General features: G+C 72.4%; 18 protein-coding genes and 3 tRNA genes. 7 read left to right on the top strand and 14 right to left on the bottom strand.

The window, feature by feature from the left end; all coding sequences use genetic code 11:
* Window positions 1–5 precede the first annotated feature (5 nt).
* The 6 genes from AB0881_RS25590 to AB0881_RS25615 all read right to left on the bottom strand — a co-directional run bounded on the left by AB0881_RS25590 (window position 6) and on the right by AB0881_RS25615 (window position 6044).
* The gene (locus AB0881_RS25590) at window positions 6–548 is read right to left on the bottom strand and encodes a GAF domain-containing protein (protein WP_366620640.1); all 543 of its coding nucleotides are present in this window, start codon (window positions 546–548) and stop codon (window positions 6–8) included.
* A 245-nt stretch (window positions 549–793) separates the two neighbouring features.
* The gene (locus AB0881_RS25595) at window positions 794–1987 is read right to left on the bottom strand and encodes a cytochrome P450 (RefSeq protein WP_366620642.1); all 1194 of its coding nucleotides are present in this window, start codon (window positions 1985–1987) and stop codon (window positions 794–796) included.
* Window positions 1988–2411: 424 nt separating this feature from the next.
* Window positions 2412–3215, bottom strand: coding sequence for a maleylpyruvate isomerase family mycothiol-dependent enzyme (locus AB0881_RS25600; protein ID WP_366620644.1), 804 nt, complete (start codon window positions 3213–3215; stop codon window positions 2412–2414).
* A 153-nt stretch (window positions 3216–3368) separates the two neighbouring features.
* Window positions 3369–4505, bottom strand: coding sequence for a hypothetical protein (locus tag AB0881_RS25605; protein ID WP_366620646.1), 1137 nt, complete (start codon window positions 4503–4505; stop codon window positions 3369–3371).
* A gap of 484 nt (window positions 4506–4989) precedes the next feature.
* The gene (locus tag AB0881_RS25610) at window positions 4990–5241 is read right to left on the bottom strand and encodes a DUF4873 domain-containing protein (protein ID WP_366620648.1); all 252 of its coding nucleotides are present in this window, start codon (window positions 5239–5241) and stop codon (window positions 4990–4992) included.
* 137 nt (window positions 5242–5378) lie between these two features.
* On the bottom strand, window positions 5379–6044 hold the full coding sequence (locus AB0881_RS25615) for a TetR/AcrR family transcriptional regulator (RefSeq protein ID WP_366620650.1): 666 nt from the start codon (window positions 6042–6044) through the stop codon (window positions 5379–5381).
* Between the two features lie 126 nt (window positions 6045–6170).
* Between AB0881_RS25615 and AB0881_RS25620 the strand changes: the two genes are divergently transcribed.
* From AB0881_RS25620 to AB0881_RS25635, 4 genes are all read left to right on the top strand, one after another.
* Window positions 6171–7295 carry a VOC family protein gene (locus tag AB0881_RS25620; RefSeq protein WP_366620652.1) on the top strand — a complete coding sequence of 375 codons (1125 nt, stop codon included), beginning with the start codon at window positions 6171–6173 and terminating at the stop codon, window positions 7293–7295.
* Complete coding sequence (locus AB0881_RS25625) at window positions 7292–8221, top strand: fumarylacetoacetate hydrolase family protein (protein ID WP_366620654.1); 930 nt, start codon at window positions 7292–7294, stop codon at window positions 8219–8221. Before AB0881_RS25620 ends, AB0881_RS25625 begins: the two co-directional genes overlap by 4 nt.
* Entirely contained in the window at window positions 8218–9747 is a 1530-nt protein-coding gene (locus tag AB0881_RS25630) for a bifunctional 3-(3-hydroxy-phenyl)propionate/3-hydroxycinnamic acid hydroxylase (protein ID WP_366620656.1), read from the top strand. The genes AB0881_RS25625 and AB0881_RS25630 overlap by 4 nt, the downstream gene beginning before the upstream one ends.
* 88 nt (window positions 9748–9835) lie before the next feature.
* Entirely contained in the window at window positions 9836–11719 is a 1884-nt protein-coding gene (locus AB0881_RS25635; RefSeq protein WP_366620658.1) for an acyl-CoA synthetase, read from the top strand.
* Between the two features lie 95 nt (window positions 11720–11814).
* On the opposite strand, the gene AB0881_RS25640 is transcribed toward AB0881_RS25635, so the two are convergent.
* The 5 genes from AB0881_RS25640 to AB0881_RS25660 form a co-directional block, all read right to left on the bottom strand.
* Window positions 11815–11889 (bottom strand) — tRNA-Val (locus tag AB0881_RS25640).
* Between the two features lie 11 nt (window positions 11890–11900).
* A tRNA-Cys gene (locus AB0881_RS25645) sits at window positions 11901–11971 on the bottom strand.
* A gap of 42 nt (window positions 11972–12013) precedes the next feature.
* Window positions 12014–12085, bottom strand: a tRNA-Gly gene (locus tag AB0881_RS25650).
* A 39-nt stretch (window positions 12086–12124) separates the two neighbouring features.
* A complete protein-coding gene (locus tag AB0881_RS25655; protein ID WP_366620660.1) occupies window positions 12125–13081 on the bottom strand; it encodes a CHAP domain-containing protein in 957 nt (318 codons plus the stop codon).
* 102 nt (window positions 13082–13183) lie between these two features.
* Entirely contained in the window at window positions 13184–13960 is a 777-nt protein-coding gene (locus AB0881_RS25660; protein WP_366620662.1) for a universal stress protein, read from the bottom strand.
* 110 nt (window positions 13961–14070) lie between these two features.
* Between AB0881_RS25660 and AB0881_RS25665 the strand changes: the two genes are divergently transcribed.
* Window positions 14071–14652 carry a YceI family protein gene (locus tag AB0881_RS25665; protein WP_366620664.1) on the top strand — a complete coding sequence of 194 codons (582 nt, stop codon included), beginning with the start codon at window positions 14071–14073 and terminating at the stop codon, window positions 14650–14652.
* A gap of 8 nt (window positions 14653–14660) precedes the next feature.
* On the opposite strand, the gene AB0881_RS25670 is transcribed toward AB0881_RS25665, so the two are convergent.
* Window positions 14661–15569, bottom strand: a complete 909-nt coding sequence (locus AB0881_RS25670; protein ID WP_366620665.1) for a LysR family transcriptional regulator — start codon at window positions 15567–15569, stop codon at window positions 14661–14663.
* A gap of 100 nt (window positions 15570–15669) precedes the next feature.
* Between AB0881_RS25670 and AB0881_RS25675 the strand changes: the two genes are divergently transcribed.
* Entirely contained in the window at window positions 15670–16734 is a 1065-nt protein-coding gene (locus AB0881_RS25675) for a TDT family transporter (protein ID WP_366620724.1), read from the top strand.
* 7 nt (window positions 16735–16741) lie between these two features.
* Here the strand turns inward: AB0881_RS25675 and AB0881_RS25680 are convergent, their stop codons facing one another.
* Together AB0881_RS25680 and AB0881_RS25685 are read right to left on the bottom strand one after the other, a co-directional pair.
* The gene (locus AB0881_RS25680) at window positions 16742–17281 is read right to left on the bottom strand and encodes a DinB family protein (protein ID WP_366620667.1); all 540 of its coding nucleotides are present in this window, start codon (window positions 17279–17281) and stop codon (window positions 16742–16744) included.
* Window positions 17282–17303: 22 nt separating this feature from the next.
* Window positions 17304–18068 carry a maleylpyruvate isomerase family mycothiol-dependent enzyme gene (locus AB0881_RS25685; protein WP_366620669.1) on the bottom strand — a complete coding sequence of 255 codons (765 nt, stop codon included), beginning with the start codon at window positions 18066–18068 and terminating at the stop codon, window positions 17304–17306.
* 63 nt (window positions 18069–18131) lie between these two features.
* Here AB0881_RS25685 and AB0881_RS25690 point away from each other — a divergent pair, with 63 nt between their 5' ends.
* A complete protein-coding gene (locus tag AB0881_RS25690; protein ID WP_366620671.1) occupies window positions 18132–19034 on the top strand; it encodes a MerR family transcriptional regulator in 903 nt (300 codons plus the stop codon).
* Window positions 19035–19120: the final 86 nt, after the last annotated feature.

Raw genomic sequence — 19120 nt, forward strand, 5'->3', positions numbered from 1 at the left:
GGACGCTAGTGCGTGAGGACGTGGAGCAGGCGGCCGCCGCGTTTGGCCATGGTGGACAGCAGGCGCAGTTCGGTCGGCTCGACCCGCCGGGGGCGCGGGTAGTGCACCGACACCATGCCCGCCACCTCACCGGTGGGGCCGACCAGGGGCAGCGACAGCACCGCGCGCGAGCCGTCCCGCAGCATCGCCTGCCGGCCCGGCGTTCCCGCGAAAACCGTACTGTGGGCGACGTCGCCGACCGCCACCGGGCCGCCCAGGGCCAGCGCCCGCCCGCAGGCCGACCGCTGATCGCTGACCACCGCGAAGAACCGCAGGAACTCCGGGCCGTGCCCGTGGTGCGCGGTGATCCGCAACCCGCCGTCCGGATCGAGCAGCTGCACGCTGCCGCTGCGGGCGCCGGACACTTCCAGCACCGCGTCCAGCATCGTCTCCAGCATGGCGTCCGCCTCGGTCCAGAAGGCGAGGTAGGGGTCCAGAAACCTGACCATCGCCGACGACGCGCCCCGCCGCGCCTCGACGGGACCCGACGGGCCGTCGACTCCCGGCATCCATCGCCACCTTTCCAGATACCCGTTCCCGTCGCCCCTGCTCACTTCAGTATGCGCGCTCCACCCGGCCCCACTGCCCCACTGCCCCACGCAGCCTGTTCGCAGGAACACAGGGCTTGAAAAGGGCAATGCCGAACGAGTGTTCCGGTCAGAGTGGAATCGCCACGGCTTCGAATCCATGGATCGCGTCAGCACGAAATGGCCGACCGGCCGCCGGAGCGTGCCGTGACCGCATTACCGGTCGTTCAGGACATGGGCTTGTCGCTGGAGGACGGCGTCCATTCGACGGGGTAGTGCGCCGGCCGGCGGATCACCGAGGCGTCGAATCGCCAGTCCAGCCCGCCGGCCGGGACCGCGAGCCGAAGCTCCGGGAGCCGCCTGGTCAGGACCTCGAAAGCCACCTGGAGTTCGAGGCGGGCCAGCCAGGCGCCGATGCACATGTGCGCGCCGTTGCCGAAGGCCAGATGCGGGTTCGGGGTGCGGTCCAGGTCGATCCGTTCCGGGTCGTCGAACGCGCGCGGGTCGCGTCCGGCCGAATCCGGAGACGGGATGACGATCTCGCCCTTCTTGAGGCCGACGCCGCCGAGTTCGTGATCCTGGAGTACGAATCGCGGCTGCGTAGCTCCCAGCACCGAGTTCGGCACCTTGCGCAGCAGTTCCTCCACGGCGCCCGGGATGCGCCCGGGGTCGGCGCACAGGCTCGCGTACAGGCTGGTGCCGTCTTCGCTGGTGCTGGTCAGGAGCCAGTGCAGCCCCGAGATCAGTGCACCGGCCGTGGTCTCCCATCCGCCCGCGACGATGCTGACCGCCAGCAGGCCGGCGGACGCCGGATCGACACCGTGCTTCCGGGCGTTGACGGCGATCAGCGACAGGAGGTCCTCGCCGGGATCGTCGGCCCGGCCGGGCAGCAGCGCGGCGGCGTAGGCGACCATCTCCCCGATCGCCGCCGGGGCCCGGGCCTGCATGGCGGGGTCGACGGACACGATGGTCTCCGACCAGGTACGGAACCGGTCGTAGTCGCCGGGCGGCAGGTCGAACTGGCGGGCGATCGTGCCCAGCGTCAGCGCGGTGGCCCAACCCTCGGCGAGGTCGCCCGGCTCTCCGGCCGCGATCAGATCGTCCAGAAGCTCATCCGCGAGGGTTTCGACGGCGGGGCGGAGCCGTTCGACGCGGCGCCGGGTGAATCCGGCCGCGGCCAGGCCGCGGATACGGCCGTGCTCGGGGGCGTCCAGGGCGATGATGATCGGATAGGCCGGCAGGAACGGCCGGATGCCGTCGGCGAGCCGGCGCGAGTAACGCTCGGCGTCGCGGTACACGGCCTGGGCCTCCTGATGGCCGGTGACCAGCCACGCTTCGGTGTGCTCCTGCCCGGGCGGCAGCATGACCTTCGACAGCGGCGCGGCCCGCTGCAGCCGGATGTGTTCGGCGGGCAGGGCCAACGGATCGGCCGGAGGCGCGAACGGGAAACGAGGGCATCGGGCGGCACCGGCCGCGGCGCCAAGGCCGGCGGGGTACGGAGGGGCAGGCGGGGTCACCATTACCCTTTCGGCCGTGACGAGGATTCTCTGCTGCGACCCATAACGTCAGCAGACGTCTGCTTTGTTGTCAACGCATCGCGTTGACAACTCCGCCCGGCCGCCCATCATGTGCGCTTGCGCGCAGGACTGTCACCGCCCAAATGGCAGAACGGCCGATTCCTCGCCGGTGATACATAATTCAATAAGAACAACTTCCGCGCCGGCGTGCGCGAGTTCCGCCTCCAAGAGGCCCCTTCGAGCAGTCGCAGTCCGGAAATGGTCACTTGCGGCGGACTGGCGCTCTCAGAGTCGGCCGGCGCATCCGCGCCGGCGAAGAGCCTGCCGGTCAGTCGCTGACATGGGCGGTGTTGTCCAGCCAGTGCTGGACGAGGGCGGTGTCACCGTCGATGCTGATGCCGGTGGCTTCGGGGTCGGTGAGAGGTAGCCGCCGGGTGAGGGCCAGCAGCAGCGATCCGGCCGGGCCGGTCACCGTCACGTCGGCCTGCCGGGTTCCTGGCCGCCACGTCGCCCCGTCAGGCCGCCGTTCGACGAACCAGGCGCCCGCGTCGTCCGCCGTGTCGGTGGCCAGCCACTGCAGGGTCTGCCCGGTGCCCCGGATGGCTTGGGCGGACTCGGCCCGCCGCGCCTCCCATGTGGGGGAGGTGAGCATCGTGAGGTGGTTGCCGATGAGCGCGGCCGCGACGCCGGCGTCGATGCCGGCCGGCCGGTCCGCCGCGTTGGCCGCGTCGAAGCCGTGGACGACCGCCTCGTTGAGGACGCTGGACATCCAGAACCGCGTCCCGGACCGCTCGTCCCCAGCGGCGTTGAACACCGGCGCGTCGAGCGCGTCATCGGAGCACGCGCCCGCGACCCGCCGCGCGGACTCCGACAGCCACGCCTGCCACTCGCGAGGGTCGGCGGGGAGCACGGCCATCTCCGTGGGCAACCGCGCGGGGTCGGTGATGCGCCGCTCGATGATCTCCGCGACCCAGTGCTCGGTCTGGCCCACGTGCTCGACAAGGTCGGTGATGGTCCACCCCGGGGTCGTCGGCACGGCGGCGTCGGGTCCGGCCGCGGCGGCCGATTCCGCCAGACGCCGGGTGTGCTCGACGATCGCCCGCCGGGCGAGTTCCGCGTTCAACTCGGTCATCGATCGACCTTCCGTAGGTTCGTCGTGCGGGTCGAAGTCATCGGCGATCGGCGTCCATCACCGGCACCGGTCGCGCTGCTCGGCATGCCCAGTATGCGCGTCCGAGCCCCGGCACCGCTCCGCTATCCGCGAGAGGCGACTCCATTCACGGGTTCAGGACCACCACCAGTCGATGCAGGGGACTCCCGGTGCTCCGGTGGCGGCCGGGGTGTCGGTGATGGTCCCGGTGGTGCGGACGGCGCCGGGATGGCGGCCGTCCGGATTGCGGTAGCGGGCGGCCGTCATGCCGAACTCGTAGTTGCCGCGCAGGACGGTGGTCAGATTGTCGAGGTAGCGGCGCAGCGCGGGCGAGGCCGCCGGGCGGATCTCGGCCCGCAGCCGCAGGAAGCGGTGCACGATGCGGTCGCGGAGTTCGACCGTGGCGTGCAGGGCTTGGTCGGTCGACAGGTTCTGCGCGGTGGCGTAGACGTTGACCATGTTGGCGATCGGTACTGCCGGGACGGGCCGGTGGCGGGCGATCCACTGGTCCCGGCCGTAGCCGTACAGGTCCTGGTCGATGGTGCCCACGGCCCCGACCATCTCGGTCAGCGCCCGCACGGGACCGCTGGTGATCTCGCTGTCGTCGATGACGTCCGGCTCACTGATCTGAACCCAGGTCAGCACGGCCGCGTGGGCGACGTGCATCATCCGGGTGAGCAGGTAGTCGTTGACGCTGGGACGGGGCCGGCGGACGGTGGCCGGGATCTCCCAGGCGGTGCCCATCAGCCAGTGCAGGTGGGCGTCCGCCATGCGGCGCCGGTGGCGCGGGTCGGCGATCCGCCGCAGCCGGGTGGCCAGTTCCAGCACCGGGCCGCTGACGGGATGGCCGGGCTCCAGCACGCGCGCGTCGGGTGCCTCCAGGGTGCGTACGATCCGCACGGCCAGATCCAGCAGGGCGAAGTTGTCGCCGTCGGTGCCGCCGCTCGCGTCCTGGTCGCCGTGCTCGTCGTCGAGGAGGAACAGCAGGTAGGTCCAGTCCACGGCGAGCTGGAGGCGGCCGGTGTCGCCGTCCGGGCAGGCGTACCCGAACAGCCGGGCGGACATGCTGTCGACGACCCGGGCCCGCATGGCCGCGTCACGGCACAGGCCGTGCCGGGTCATGAACGCGACGCCGTCCCTCTCCAGCACCTCCAGCCGGGGATGGACCTGCAGCGGCATCGGCAGGTACACCGGCGGCAGCCGCACGGTGATCTCCGGCGGGACGCCTCGAGCGGCGATGGGCGGGGGCGCGGTGGTGTGGGGGTCGATCACGTTTCCTCCGGGATCCGGTCGCGCGGCGGGACGGCGGGGGAGAGCCGACCGCGATCGAGCCGGGACCGGCTCGTCGACGGCCGGTTCAGAGGGCGGGAGCGATGCCGATCGGATGGCCGGGGGAGTGGTGGGTCGGCCCGGCTACGGGCCGGTCGGTGCGAGCGCGCATGTTGTGGCCTTCCTTGGGGGCATCTGCTCGCAGCGTGCTGCCGGCGGCCCCGGAAGCGCAGCGGATCTGGGCGATCCTTCTCCCCGCGGACATCGAAACCTCCCCGCCAGGGGCAGCCAGCAATGTCCGGCCGTAGCGTATTTGTGCAGATCACGGCCTTATGAGCGGTGGGGCCGTTCCGGCTCGGAGCGGCGATGATCTCCGCGGCCGTGCGGAACGCAAGAACAAGGCCCTGTCCCGCCGGTGCGGGACAGGGCCTTCGAGTCAGAGACCGGCAACGGCCGATGGGCTGCTTCTACGGCTGGACGAGGCTTGTCAGGCGAAGGGCGGCGGACCGCTTCCGACCAGCGTGACGACGTCGGACCAGGTTGCCGAACCGCCGAGCTCGACCTGCGCCTCGCGGCCGTCCGGAAGCCTCAGCGTCCGGTCGTGAGGGCCGGTGACATCGAAGTCGCTGATGGTCGCGGTCCCGGACCACTCCCGCTGCTTCGAGCGCAGGTCGACGTAGACCTCGACCTCGGCCCCGTCGCTGCTGATCAGGGTGGCGGGCCCCCGGTAGCGGCTCACGCCGGGACCGTCTCATCAGGGCGGGCGTGGAATGTGTCCATGAAGACGAACCATAGCGCTCACGTCCGACGTTCTCCGCGCATCCCGCTGCCAGAGGTGCTCCGGTCGGGGCGCTGACGCGGAGCCGGTCGCAGAGGTCAGGCGGCCTTGTCGTCCCCGAGGAAGGCGGTCAGGTCCGGGAGTGGACGGGCGCAGATCTCGGCGGCCTCGGCCGTGGGCAGGCCGAGCATGCGCAGCAGGTCCTCGGTGATGCGGTCGGTCGCGTCGGCCGCGTCGCGTTCGGGCTGGTCGTGCAGGAGGCGGCCGAGAGCCAGGACGGACCCTCCGATGACCGTGAGGGCGAGGTCGGGGTCGCGGACCGCGCCGAAGCGCCCGCTGCGCATTCCGGCCTCGATGTCGCGGTGGGCGCGGGGCGCCAGTCCCTTCTCGGAGGCGAGCAGGGAGAGGCCGCTGTTCAGCAGGACCTTGCTGAGGTCGGGGTGCAGGCGGTGCAGGCGGCCGGTGAGCCGGAACGCCTGGGCGAAGATCTCGGCCGGGTCCTGCAGTTCGGCGGTGATCTCGTCGAGGAGGGCTCCGTGGCGGTCGAGGGCCTCTTCGATCGCGACTTCGAACAGCTGCTCGCGGCTGTCGAAGTGGTTGTAGAAGGTCCCCAGCCCGACGTCGGCGGTCCGGGTGATCTCCAGGATCGGGGCGTTCAGGTTCCCCTCGGCGAGGAAGGTCTGCGCGGCGCGGATGAGCGCTGCCCGGGTGCGGGCCTTGCGCCTCTCGGTGCGGTTGGCCGTACCGCCGGTCCGCTCTGGCATCGTGCCCCTCTCACTCGATGACCTCTCTATCGTACGCGGTTCGTCATGCCTGAACGAATCGTCACTTTAGTCTTTGATGATGCTAACGTCGCGACTGATGATTTCGTCAGATGATGGGAGTGTGCGATGCCTGATCCGCACACCGGGCTGCACAGCGAGCTCGGGGGACTGCCGGGCGAGCATCCGGGACGGGCCGCCTCGCCCGTCGTGAAGGTCGACGGGCTGGCGTGGCTGGAGTTCCAGAAGCCGGACCTGGACCGGGCGGAGCTGTTCGCCCGCGCGTTCGGGTTCGATGTCGCGTTGAAGACCGCGACCGAGCTGCATCTGCGCGGCTCTGAACCGGGATCCGCGTGCGTCCTGATCCGAAAGGGAGGCAGGTCGCGTTTCCTAGGGCCGGCGTTCCGCGCCGCGGACCCGGCCGACCTGGCGCGCCTGGCCGGTGCGACCGGTACCTCGGTGGCCGTCCTGCCCGAGACCCTGGGCGGCGCCACCGTCGATCTCACCGACCCCGGCGGCCTGCGGGTCCGGGTGGTCTCCGGCGCTCGCGAGCTGGCCGCGCTGCCGGCCCCCGCGCCGCTAATCCACAACTTCGGTGACGAGTCGCCGCGCGTCAACGCGACCCAGCGTCCGCCGCGGGTGCCCGCGGCCGTGCGGAGGGTCGGGCATGTGGTCCTGCAGACGACGCGGTTCCGCCGGACGCTCGACTGGTATCTGGAGCACCTCGGCCTGATCGTCAGCGACTTCCTGTTCTACGACGGGCAGCGTGACCGGGGCCCGACGATGGCGTTCATCCGCTGCGACCGGGGCAGGACCCCGAGCGACCACCACACGCTCGCGATGACGCTCGGGCCGTCCAACCGGTACGTGCACTCCGCCTACGAGGTCGGTGACCTGGACGTGCTGGCCGCCGGCGGGCAGTACCTGCTGGAGCAGGGCTACGACCGTTCGTGGGGCATCGGCCGGCATATCCAGGGCAGCCAGATCTTCGACTACTGGCGCGACCCCGACGGGTTCCTGGTCGAGCACTACACCGACGGGGACCTGTTCGACTCCACGCTGGAGCCGGGCTGGGGGGCGATGACGGCCTCGGGCCTGGCCCAGTGGGGCCCGCCCGCGACCAAGGATTTCCTCGGCCTCAAGCCCGGCCGCGCCTCCCTGGCCGAGTTGCGGGCGATCGCCCGCGCGCTGCGCGAGGACAACGAATTCGACCTGCCCCGCCTGCGGGGCCTGCTGAAGGTGGCGTCGTCATGAGCGTCAATGTGCTGCGTACCGCGGAAGCCTGGTGGGTGGAGACCGGTGAGGGCGCCGTGCGCATCACCACGTCGGCGACCACGACCGGGCGGCTCCTGGCCGACCGCGATGCGATCGACGCGGCGGTCTCGGGCGGACCGGCGGTACCGGTCGAGAGCCTGGAGCTGCTGTCACCGGTGACCGCGCCGTGCCGGGTGGTGGCGCAGATGACGAACTTCGCCTCGCACGCCAAGGACTCCGGCATGGACCCGGCGACGCTGCCGCTGACGTTCTTCCGCAAGACCTCCGGATCCCTCAGCGGGCCCTACGACGACGTGGTCAGGCCCGCCCATGTGCGGCTGCTGGACTACGAGGTCGAGATCGGCCTGGTCGCGGGTCGGACCCTGCGTGTGGGCTCCGAGGTCGGGGACATCGCCGACTGGGTGGCCGGTCTGGTCATCGCCAACGACATCTCGGCGCGCGACCTCCAGCTCCCCAAGACCCAGTTCTACGAGGCCAAGTCCTACCCGACGTTCACCCCGGTCGGGCCCCGGCTGGTGCTGCTGGACGCCGGCGAGCTCGAGCGGCTGCCGGAGCTGCGGCTGAAGCTGACCGTCAACGGCGAGGTCCGCCAGGACATGCCGGCCGCCGACATGATCTACCGGCCGGTGGAGGCGCTGCGGACGCTGGCGGGCTTCCAGCGGCTGGATCCGGGCGACCTGCTGCTCACCGGGACCCCGGCCGGCACCGCGCTCAGCGCCCCGCCCAAGCCGGTCGAGATGATCGGATCGCTCCTGCCCGCCGCCGTCAAGTGGCGGATCTTCTTCGGACGGCAGGCCAAGAACCCCCGCTACCTGCGCGACGGAGACGTCATCGTGGCGAGCATCGCCACCGGCGACGGCGCGATCGACCTCGGCGCGCAGCGCACCGTCGTGAGGTACGCATGACCGGCCGCGACCGGTTTCGCGTGGTGATCCTCGGTGCCGGGCCGACCGGGATGACCGCGGCGATCCTCCTGGCCCGGCGCGACATCCCGGTGCTGGTCCTGGACCGGTGGCCGACGGTGTATCCGCAGCCGCGGGCCGTCCACATCGACGACGAGGTCTACCGCATCCTGGCCGGGCTCGGCGTGGCCGACGCCTTCGCCGAGGTGTCCCGTCCAGCGAGGGGACTCCGCCTCCTGGACAGGGACCTGGAGGTGCTCGCGGAGTTCCAGCGCGGGACCGCGGCCGGACGGCACGGCTTCCCCGAGGCCAACATGTTCGACCAGCCCGAGTTGGAAGGCATCCTGCGCGACCGCATGGCGGCTCACCCTCAGATCACCTTTCAGGGCGGCAGAGAGGTGACGGCCGTCCGGCAGGACGCCGACGGCGTCACCGTCACCTGCACCGACCTGGCCACCGGCGATCCCGCCACATGCCGCGGCAGCTACATGCTGGGCTGCGACGGCGCCAACAGCCTCGTCCGCACCGCCATCGGCGCGACAATGCGAGACCTGAAGTTCGACCAGCGGTGGCTGGTCATCGACGTGGCCACCAAAGTGGACCTCCGCCAATGGGAGGGCGTCCACCAGGTATGCGACCCGCAGCGGGCCGCGACCTACATGCGGGTCGGCGACACCCGCTACCGATGGGAGTTCCAGCTCCTGCCGGGAGAGTCCGCCGCCGACTACCAGGACTCCGACGAACTCCTGCCGCTCCTGGCACCCTGGGTCGGCGGCGTGCCCGCCGACGAGCTGGAGCCGGTACGCATCGCGGAGTACACCTTCCGCGCGCAGGTCGCCGACCGGTGGCGGGACCGCCGTATCTTCCTGCTGGGCGACGCCGCCCACCTCACCCCGCCGTTCATCGGCCAGGGCATGGGCGCGGGACTGCGCGACGCGGCGAACCTGTCATGGAAGCTCGCCGCCGTCCTGCGCGGCATCCTGCCCGAGGCCGCGCTGGACACCTACCAGGCCGAACGCGAACCCCACGCCCGGATCATGATCCGGCGGGCCAAGGCCATGGGAATCGCCATGACCAGGGGCGGCCGGTTCGGGATGCTGCTGCGCCGCCGCATCGCGCCGCGCCTCATGCGCTTCCCCGGCTTCAGCGACTTCGTCCTGGACAGCCGTACCCCGGCGCTGCGCCGCACCGCCCTGGTGGCACGCCGCCGCCCGGGCCGCGGGCTGGCGGGGACGCTGTGCCCCAACGCGCCGATCGGTGACGGCCTGCGGGTCGACGACATCGCCGCCGGCCGGTTCACGATCGTCGCCGCGACGGCGCCGACGAGGGAGCAGCGGGACCGCATCGACCGGCGCGGCGCCCTGTTCGTGGGCGCTGAGCCGGGCAGCGCGCTGCACGCATGGCTGCGGCGCGGACGGGCCGCGGCGGTCCTGGTCCGGCCCGACGGCGCCGTCGCCAGGACCGGCCGCGACGTGGCGGAGCTGTGCGCGGCCCTGCCCGACCTCGGCCGGACCGGCTCCCCGACATGATCTTCACCGTGCCCGCGCTGATCGCCCGCCTCTCTGCGATCACCCGCTGCCGCCCGGCGACTCACCCACCCCTGTTTGAGGAGACACGATGACGCCCGCCCCGCACACCCAAGGTGACCGCCCCCTCGTCCTTTTCCCCGAGGACGTCCCGGCCATCGAAGCCGTCCCGCTCGCAGACCGCGACCTGCCCGCCGGCACCTACGAACTGCTCACCCGCACCGCCCGCGCACATCCCGACCATCCCGCGCTGCACCTTCTGGGCGAGAACGGCGCCGGATGGCGGAACGCGCCCACCTGGACCTTCGGGCACCTGCTGGAGGAGGTACACCGCGCGGCCAACGCCTATCTGGCGCTCGACCTGCCTGAAGGCGGCGTCGTCGCCCTGATGCTGCCCAATCTCGGCGCCACCTACGCGGCGCTGCTCGGCGCCCAGGCCGTCGGCATCGTCACCCCGGTCAACCCGATGCTCGCCGAAGACCACATCGTGGAGATCCTCACGCTGACCGGCGCGCACCTCCTCCTGGCCCCCGGACCCGGTCTCGCCCCGGACCTGTGGGCCAAGGCGCGGAGGATCGCGGCCCGCCTGCCCCGCCTGCGGGCACTGGCGGCCGTCGGGTCCGCCCGGAGCGGCCTCACCTCCCAAGAGATCGACTTCGGCGAGATGGCCGCCGCGCAGCCCGCCGACCGGCTGAACACGGCACGCCGGCCAGGGCCCCAGGACCTGGCCGCCTACTTCCACACCGGCGGCACGACCGGCGTCCCGAAGGTCGCCCCCCACACCCACGCCATGGAGGTCTACATGGCGTGGGCGCTGGGCTGCTCCGGCGCCTACCTGGACGACGCCGTGGTGCTGGCGGGGCTGCCGCTGTTCCACGTCAACGCCCTGCACGTGACCGGCCTCGGACCGTTCATGCACGGACGGCCCGTGGTGTCCCTCGGCCCGCTCGGCTACCGCGACAGAACCCTCATGGCCGACTTCTGGCGCATCATCGAGCACTACGGCGTCAGCAGCTTCTCCGGCGTGCCCACCGTCTATGCCAATCTCCCCGCCATCCCCGCGGACGCCGACCTGTCCAGCCTGCGCGCCGGGGCCGTCGGCGCGGCACCGCTGCCCAAGAAGGTCCGCACCACCTTCGAGGCCACCGCGAAGGTCCCCATGCTGGAGGGGTACGGGCTCACCGAGGCGACGTGCGCGACCGCGGCCACCCCCGCCTTCGCGCCCCGCGAGGGCACCGTCGGGCTGCGCCTGCCCTACCAGCACGTCAAAGCCGTCACCCTCGACTCCGGCGACCGGCCCACCGCCGACTGCGCCCCAGGCCGGTCCGGCGTCCTGGCCATCAAGGGCCCCAGCGTCTTCCCCGGCTATCTGCGCCCCGGCCCCACGGGACCGGCGCCCGACCCCGCCGGCAAGGTCTTCGATGGTTGGCTCCTCACCGGGGACCTGGGCCGCGTCGACGAAGACGGCTACCTCTACCTCACCGGTCGCGCCAAGGACCTCATCATCCGCGGCGGACACAACATCGACCCGCAGCTCGTCGAGGAGTCCCTGCTCGACCACCCCGACGTGACCGCCGCCGCCGTCATCGGCGCACCCGACCCGCACTCCGGCGAGGTACCCGCCGCCTACCTCGTGCTCACCGAAGCCTCCCAGGCGACCGAGGAGGACCTGCTGGCCTGGGCCCGCGACCGCGCCCCCGAACCGGCCGCCGCCCCCAAGGCCGTGCGCGTCGTGGCCGCCCTGCCGGTCACCGCCGTCGGCAAGATCTACAAGCCCGCCCTCCTCCAGGACGCCGTCCGCCGCCTCATCACCGACGAACTCGCCCGAGCGGGACTCGCCGCACAGGTGGAGATCGAGCTGCGCGACGGCCGCCCCCACGCCCTCATCCGCCCCGCGGGCGACGAAGCCGGCCGGTACGGCCCGCTGGCGGCCGAACTCGACCGCTACTCCTTCACCTACGAGATCACCACCTAGACCTTGCCCTCGCGGGTGGGGCGGCGCGGTAGCGGTCGGGAGACGATCAAGGCGCCTGTCCCGGGTGGGGGACAGGCGCCTGAGGTGGGACTTCGTGGTGGGCGATACTGGGATTGAACCAGTGACCTCTACCGTGTCAAGGTAGCGCTCTCCCACTGAGCTAATCGCCCGGGTACGGGTGAGGTGGAGACGGGATTTGAACCCGTGTACACGGCTTTGCAGGCCGTTGCCTCGCCTCTCGGCCACTCCACCGAGCGAGGCCGTCGGCGTCGCCTGGTGCAGAGGCCCCCTCAGAGCGGAAGACGGGATTCGAACCCGCGACCCTCACCTTGGCAAGGTGATGCTCTACCACTGAGCCACTTCCGCTTGCTCTCCGGGGTTTCCCCCCGGCTCGCAGGGTTAACTTTAGCGGAAGCTTGGAGCGGATGCGTACTTGGAAGCGCTGGAGAGTGTGGACTCGGCGTGGAGGGAGTCCCAGAAGGCCAGCTCGTCGTCCTCCTCGAAGTGGGCGATGCGGCCCCAGAACTCGCGGTCCTCGGCCTCGTGGGCGGCGGCGAGGGAGAGGGCGGGCATGACGGTGGTCTCGTTCTCGGCGGCGTCCAGGTCGGCCGGGGTGAGGTCGGCGGGCATCTGGACGGGCACGCGGTGGTGCTTGCCGCGCTTGCGGACGCGGATGGGGGAGGCCGTCGGGGCCTTGGCGGCGGCGGCCTTGCCGGCGGCGAGCGCGACGGTGCCGCACAGGACGAACGCCAGGGCGCCGGTGAGGAGGGCCTCCTGGGCGGGGAGCTCGGTGGCGGAGGTCTTCTCGCCGGTCTGGGACTTGGGGGCCGCGCCGGTGAGGGACTCGACCTTCGGGGCCGGGGCGGCGTGCTTGGGGGTGTACTTCTCCTGCTTGACCTCGACCTTGCCGGGGTAGCCGAAGCCGACGATGGTGTCCATGTCGCGCTTCTTGCGCATGAGCTTGTAGCCGTCGGCGTTGGCCTCGATCGTGTGGATCGTCTTGCCGTCGACCTTCTCGACCAGGCCCACGTGGTCGATCTGGTCGATGTCGTTGGAGCCGTTCCAGTCGAAGAACACCAGGGCGCCCGGCTCGGGCTTCGTGCCCCAGGCGTCGTGCTTCTTGAACCACTTGGCGTGGTCGACGGTGGCGGCGAACTGGCCCGCCTGCTCCTCGACCCCGGCCTCCTCGGCGGCCCAGGCGAGGAACATGTCGCACCAGGGCGCCGTCTTGAAGTACGGGTTGTGATCGGAGTCCTGCGTCTTGGTCCACCAGTCGCCGAACTTGGTGTACCCGTCGCCCTTCTCGGTGTAGCCGAGGTTGTCCTCGGCTATCTCGAGGAGCTTCTTGCCGATGGGGTCCATGACTCTCCTGGCCCGGTCCAAGGTCACGTTCCGATCTCGGTGGAATGTAGCCGGGGTAAAGGTGGAGTGGCAAGTTCTGCTGGGGAAACCGGTCAAAAGGGGCTATACGGCGTAGCCCCTGGGGAGGACGGCGACCGGGCAAGGGGCGGCGCGCAGGAGTTTGAGCGCGATCTCGCCCAGGAAGACGCGGTGGGCGGTGGCGTCCTCGCTGCTCGCGCAGATCAGCAGTTCACCCTCTGACCAGGAGGTGCGTCCCACGGCGTCGGCGACGTCGTCGCCCTCGGCGAGCGTCGCCTCGGCGTCCAGGCCGGAGGCGCGTACGGCCAGGGCCAGGTCGTCGCGCAGCCGGTCCCGGTCGTCGTCCAGCGCGAGGGTGAGGAGGCGCAGCGGGACGCCGAGCGTGCGCGCGGCGTCGGCGGCGCGGGCCACGGCCTCGTCGCATTGGGGGCGGCGCACGTACGCGACGGTGATGCGGGTCAGGGTCTCGGCGGGGGTGTAGCCCGCGGGGGCCAGGGCGACCGCCTCGGTGGCCGAGTGGAGCAGGTTGTCGGCGGTGGAGCCGATCGCGACCCGGCCGCGGGCGCCGCCGTCGGCGGACCCGACGACGATCATGTCGGCGCCGATCCGGCTCGCCAGCACCGACAGGCCGCGGCCGACGCCCCGGCTCTCCTGGAGGGTGGTCTCGGCACCCTCCAGGTCGTCGCCGAGCTGGTCCAGGAGGGCCGCGGCCTCGCCGGCGGCGGCCGGGCGGCCGGGCGGGTGGACGGTCGCGACGGTGAGCCGGCCGCCGGTCAGCGCCACGATCGCGCGGCCCAGCGCGAGCGCCTCCCGGCCGCCGGAGCCGGCGGTGTACCCGGCCAGTACATGCTCACCGATCATGTACGGTTCGTTCCCCGTCCGGCCCCCGAGTCACGTCCCCTTTGCCGTGTTTGTTGTACATTCTGACGTCTTGAGCGATTTGATCTGGGGGGATCAGCATTGTGAGTACGGTGGCGCCGGACCTCATCGCCGGCCGGTGGAGCATCGATCCGGCGCATTCGGAGGTCACCTTCACCATCCGGCACCTGATGACCACGGTCCGCGGCTCGTTCCCGGACTTCCAGGGCGAGATCCGCATCGCCGCGGACCCGCTGGCCTCGTCGGCCAGCGCGGAGATCGCGATGGGGTCGATCGACACCCGCAGCGCCGAGCGCGACGCGCACGTGCGGTCGTCGGAGATCCTGGACGTGGAGCGGTACCCGGCGATGACCTTCGTCGGAACGGGGGTGGAGCGCGCCGCGATCGGCCGCCGCGCCCGGCACCCCCGCTACCACCTGGACGGCGAGCTCACGATCAGGAACGTGACCCGTCCGGTCCGCCTGCTGGTGGAGTTCCACGGCATCGAGAACGACCCGTGGGGCGGCACCCGCGCCGGGTTCACCGCCACCACCGCGCTGAGCCGCCGCGACTTCGGGATCGAGTTCAACGTCCCGCTGCAGGGCGACAAGGTGATGCTGGGGGAGACCATCGCCGTCCAGCTGGAGATCCAGGCCGTCCTGGACGCCCCCGCCGGCGCCCACGACCAGGTCTGAGCGGCCGCCTAGGGGCGTGACTGGCGGGTCAGGGCGAGCAGCTCGCGGGCCGGGCCGGCCGGCCGCTGCCCGGCGGGCCAGACGGCGCGCAGCGGGCGGCTCAGGTCCAGTTCGGGGACGGGCACCGCGACCAGCCGGCCGCCCGCCAGCTCGTCGGCCGCGGCCAGCTCGCTGACCACCACCGGGCCCGCGCCCGACGCGGCCGCCGCCTTGAGCGCGGTGGTCGAGGCCAGCTGGAGCAGCGGCGGGGCGGTGCCGCCGAACGCGGCCAGCGCCCGGTCCAGCACCTCGCGCGTCCCGGAGCCCCGCTCGCGCAGGATCAGCGGGGTCGCGGCCAGCTCCTCGGCCGGGACGCCGGACCGCCGGCGGGCCCACGCGTGCCGGGGCGAGACCACCACGACCAGCCGGTCGGAGGCCACCACGGTGCCGCTGAGGCCGGCGGGCGTCCGGATGCCCTCGACGAAGCCGAGGTCGGCCTTGCCCGTCCGGACCTGCTCGGCCACCGCCGTGGAGTTGGCGGTACGGAGCGTCACCGCCGTGCCGGGACGCGCCTCGCGCAGGGCCACCAGCCAGCCGGGCATCAGGTACTCGGCCACGGTCAGGCTCGCCACCACGCGCAGCCGGGCGTCCCGGCGGTCCTGGAGGGCGGCGATGCCCGCGTCCATCGCGCGCGCCGCGTCCAGGACCTGCCGGGCCCACTCGGCGACCAGGGCGCCGGCCTCGGTGGGGCTGGAGCCGCGCGGCGAGCGTTCCAGGAGCGGTACGCCGATCTGCCGCTCCATCGACCGGATGCGGGCGCTGGCGGCGGGCTGGGTGACGCCCATCTCCGCCGCGGCGCGGCCCACGCTGCCCAGCCGTACGACGGCCAGCAGCAGCTCCAGGGCGCCCAGATCGGGCACTCGGTGTGTGACGGCCATGAGGCCATCCTATGGGCACCCATAAGGCCGCCTTATGTGCCCATAGGGAACCGCCGTCTAGCGGCGGCCACGTTCGACCCCGACGCTTGGCTCCATGGTGATGAGTCAGGCCCTCGCCCCTCCGCTGCGCGCTTTCGGGCCCCAATGGCATTCCGCCGTCATGGGGACCGCGATCGTCGCCAACGCGGCGAGCGTCCTCCCGGTGCGCGTCCCGAGCCTGCACGCGTTCGCGGTGGCGATGTGGCTGCTGTCGTTCGTCCTGCTGTTCTGCGTCGCGGCCGTACGGGGCGCGCACATGGCCGCCCATTGGGACGAGGCCAAGGCGCAGCTTCTCGACCGCCCTTCCAACGCCGTTTTCTACGGGTGCCCCCCGATGGCGCTGCTGGCGGTGGGGCACGGCACTCTCGTCCTGGGGCCGGACGTCATCGGCGCCCATGCGGCGGTCACCATTGACGCGGTCCTATGGACCCTCGGCGCCGTTTACTCGGTGGCGGTCGCGTGCGGCATCCCGTACCTGATGGTGACGCGCTGGCGCATGGAGGGCGGCGCGGTTCCCGGATGGCTGCTGCCCGTGGTCGCCCCTATGGTGGCCGCCGCTCTCGGGCCTTCCCTCGTCCCGCATCTCCCGCCCGGCCAGGCGCAGGCGACGATGCTGTACGCGTGCTACGCGATGTTCGGAGCGAGCCTCCTGTGCACGCTGCTCCTCCTACCGGGCATCTGGACCGGGCTAGCGCAGGGCGAACTCGATCCCATCACCTTGACGCCCACCCTGTTCCTCGTCCTCGGCCCCCTGGGGCAGTCCACGACGGCCATGAACCAGCTCGCGGACGTTTCCGCGGCGGCCGTTCCGGAATACGCGGCGGCGATGAAGGCGCTCCCCATCGTCTACGGCGTTCCGGTGATGGGATTCGCGCTCGTGTGGCTGGTCGTGGCCGCCTCCGCCAACGTCCGGGCGATGCGGAAGGGAATGCCGTTCGCCATGACGTGGTGGGCCTACACGTTCCCTGTCGGTACGTGCGTCACGGGCGCCGCCGGCCTCGCGCGCCACACCGGCCTGCACGTTTTCACGGGAATGGCGCTGGCCCTCTACGCCCTCCTGCTGGCGGCGTGGCTGGTGGTCGCGACCCGTACCGTACGGGGCGTGTGCACGGGGGAACTCTTCTAAGGGACGGCTATTCGCCGACCTTGCCGTCGATGAGCTCCCGGGCCGCGTCCAGATGGCCGAGATGGCGCGCGTACTCCTGGAGGACGTGGAACAGGATCCAGATCAGCGACGGTGGCCGGTCCGGATCCTCGAACCGCGGCCCGGGCCGGGCGAACTCGCCCAGCGAGGCGCCCGCGACGATCCGCCGCGAGCGCTCGCACGTCTCCAGGAACGCGGCCGTCAGCTCCTCGGCCGACTCGTCCTCGCCCACGTACCAGGGCTCCTCCCGGCTCCGCTCCCCGGGCCCCCGGTCGCCCCACGGGTGCGCCACGTCCTCGCCGGCGAACCCCCAGCGCAGCCAGCGGATCTCCACGTACGTCAGGTGCTTGAGCAGCTGCAGCGGGGTCCAGCCGGACGGCAGCGGGGCGGTCCGCAGGCCCTCGTCGGACAGGCCGTCCAGCTTGCGCAGCAGCGCGTCCCGGTAGTGGTCGAGATAGCCGGTGAGGAGGTCGCGCGGGTCGGTGAGGCGGTCCGGGGGTTCGGCGGGGGAGTGTGCGGGCGTCACCATGGCACGAGGCTAGCGGGCCCGCCTAGAACGCCGTATGGGCCAGCCAGTGCTCCAGCAGCGCGCGGTCGCCGGTGACCCGCGCCGGCGAGCCGTCCAGCGGGCGCCGGCGCGAGAACACCAGCAGCAGCTCGGCGACCGTGCCTTCGAGGACGACGTCCGCCTCGCCGTCGCCGCGCGTCCAGGCGACCCCCCGCGGTGTACGGGTGATCAGCCAGCCGTCCCCGGCGTCCGGCCGCAGCAGCAGCCGCTCGCCGTCGCCGCGCAGCTCGCCCAGCTCGGGCTTGCGCGCGGCCGCCTCCGGGCCTTCCAGCAGTTCCAGCCCCTCGCTGATCGTGTCGGCCGCGATGTCCGGCGCCACGGTGTACGGGACGCCCAGCGCCAGCGCGGCGTCGGCGTGGTGGACGACCAGGTCGTGCAGGATGCGGCGCGGCCAGAAGACCGCCGGTCGCGGCCCGAGGAAGGTCCACACCTCGGTGCCGGCCTCCCGCAGCCCGGCGTCCGCGAGCCGCTCGGCGCCCTCCTTCAGCCAGGCCGCCCAGTCCGCCGGGGCGACCTCCTCGGTGAGCGGCGCGAGCGACTCGGGCGTGGCCGCGCGGCTCTCGACGAGGCCGGCCGTCCAGCGGAACGCGTTCCCCACGTGCTCGACGAGGTCCTTGACGGTCCATTCGGGGCAGGTCGGCACCCGCCCCGCCGGGTCGGCCCCGGCGACGATCCCGGCGAACGCGCCGGTCTCCTCCCGCAGCCCCTCGGCGATCCGGTCCGCGGACAGCGTGGTCACGGTGGTCATATGTGCCTCCTTCGGTAGGCCTCGTACGCTAGGAGCTCCACCCGGGTGGAGGTTCAAGTGCATGTGAGCGACGACACGATCGGTATCGGGGAGCTGGCGCGGCTGGCCGGGCTGCCGGTGCGGACGGTCCGCTTCTACTGCGACGAAGGGATCCTTCCCGTACGGCGCAGCACCGGGAACCATCGGCGGTTCGACCGGGACGCGGTGGAGCGCCTCCGCCTCGTCCGCCGGCTGCGCGGCCTCGGGCTGGGGCTGCACTCGATCAGCCGCGTGCTGGCCGGCGAGCGCGCGCTGGGCGAGGCCATCGCCGCCGAACGGGCCGCGCTCGACGCCGAGCTGTCCGCGCTCGCGTGGCGGCGCGCGTCGCTGCGCGCCGTGGAGGAGGCCGACCCCGCCGAGCGGGCCGTACGCCTGGAGCTGCTGGCCGCGGTCGAGAGCGGCCCGTCGGCGCACGACGCGGTGACGGGGTTCTGGCGCCGCGGCATGGTCGCCCCGCTCCCGCCGGCGATGCTGGACGCCTTCCTCGACCGGGTGGTGCCCGCGCCGCCGGTGGACCCGGAGCCGGCCCAGGTCGTCGCGTACGCCGAGCTGGTGGCGCTGACGGCCGACCGGGCGCTCGCGCGGCGGCTGCGGGCCCGCGGCGAGGTCAACGTGACGCTGATCGCCGACGAGCCGACCCTGCTGGAGGGCGCGGCGGAGGCGTGCGCGCTGGCCGAGCCCGAGCTGCGCGCCGGGCGGCCGCCGCGGCCGGGCGCGGCGCTCGACCTGCTGGTGGAGACCCATGCCCTGGTACGGGGCGGCCGCGACACCCCCGAGTTCCGCCGCGATCTGCTGCGGGCGTTCGCCGCCGACGCCGATCCGGAGATGGCGCGCTACTGGGGCCTGGTGGCGGAGGTCACCGGGGAGCGGGTGACGCTGGGCGCGGCCCACGGCTGGCTGGTGGAGGCCCTCGCGGCCTCGGTCTAGGCGGGGTCCCGGGGCCCCGCGGGCACCGGAATAGAACGCCGGGCCGCCCGGTTCCGCTAGAGTAGTTGAAACTTCTACTATCAAGG

The sequence above is a fragment of the Spirillospora sp. NPDC029432 genome (assembly GCF_040703975.1).
Classification (GTDB): Bacteria; Actinomycetota; Actinomycetes; order Streptosporangiales; family Streptosporangiaceae; genus Spirillospora.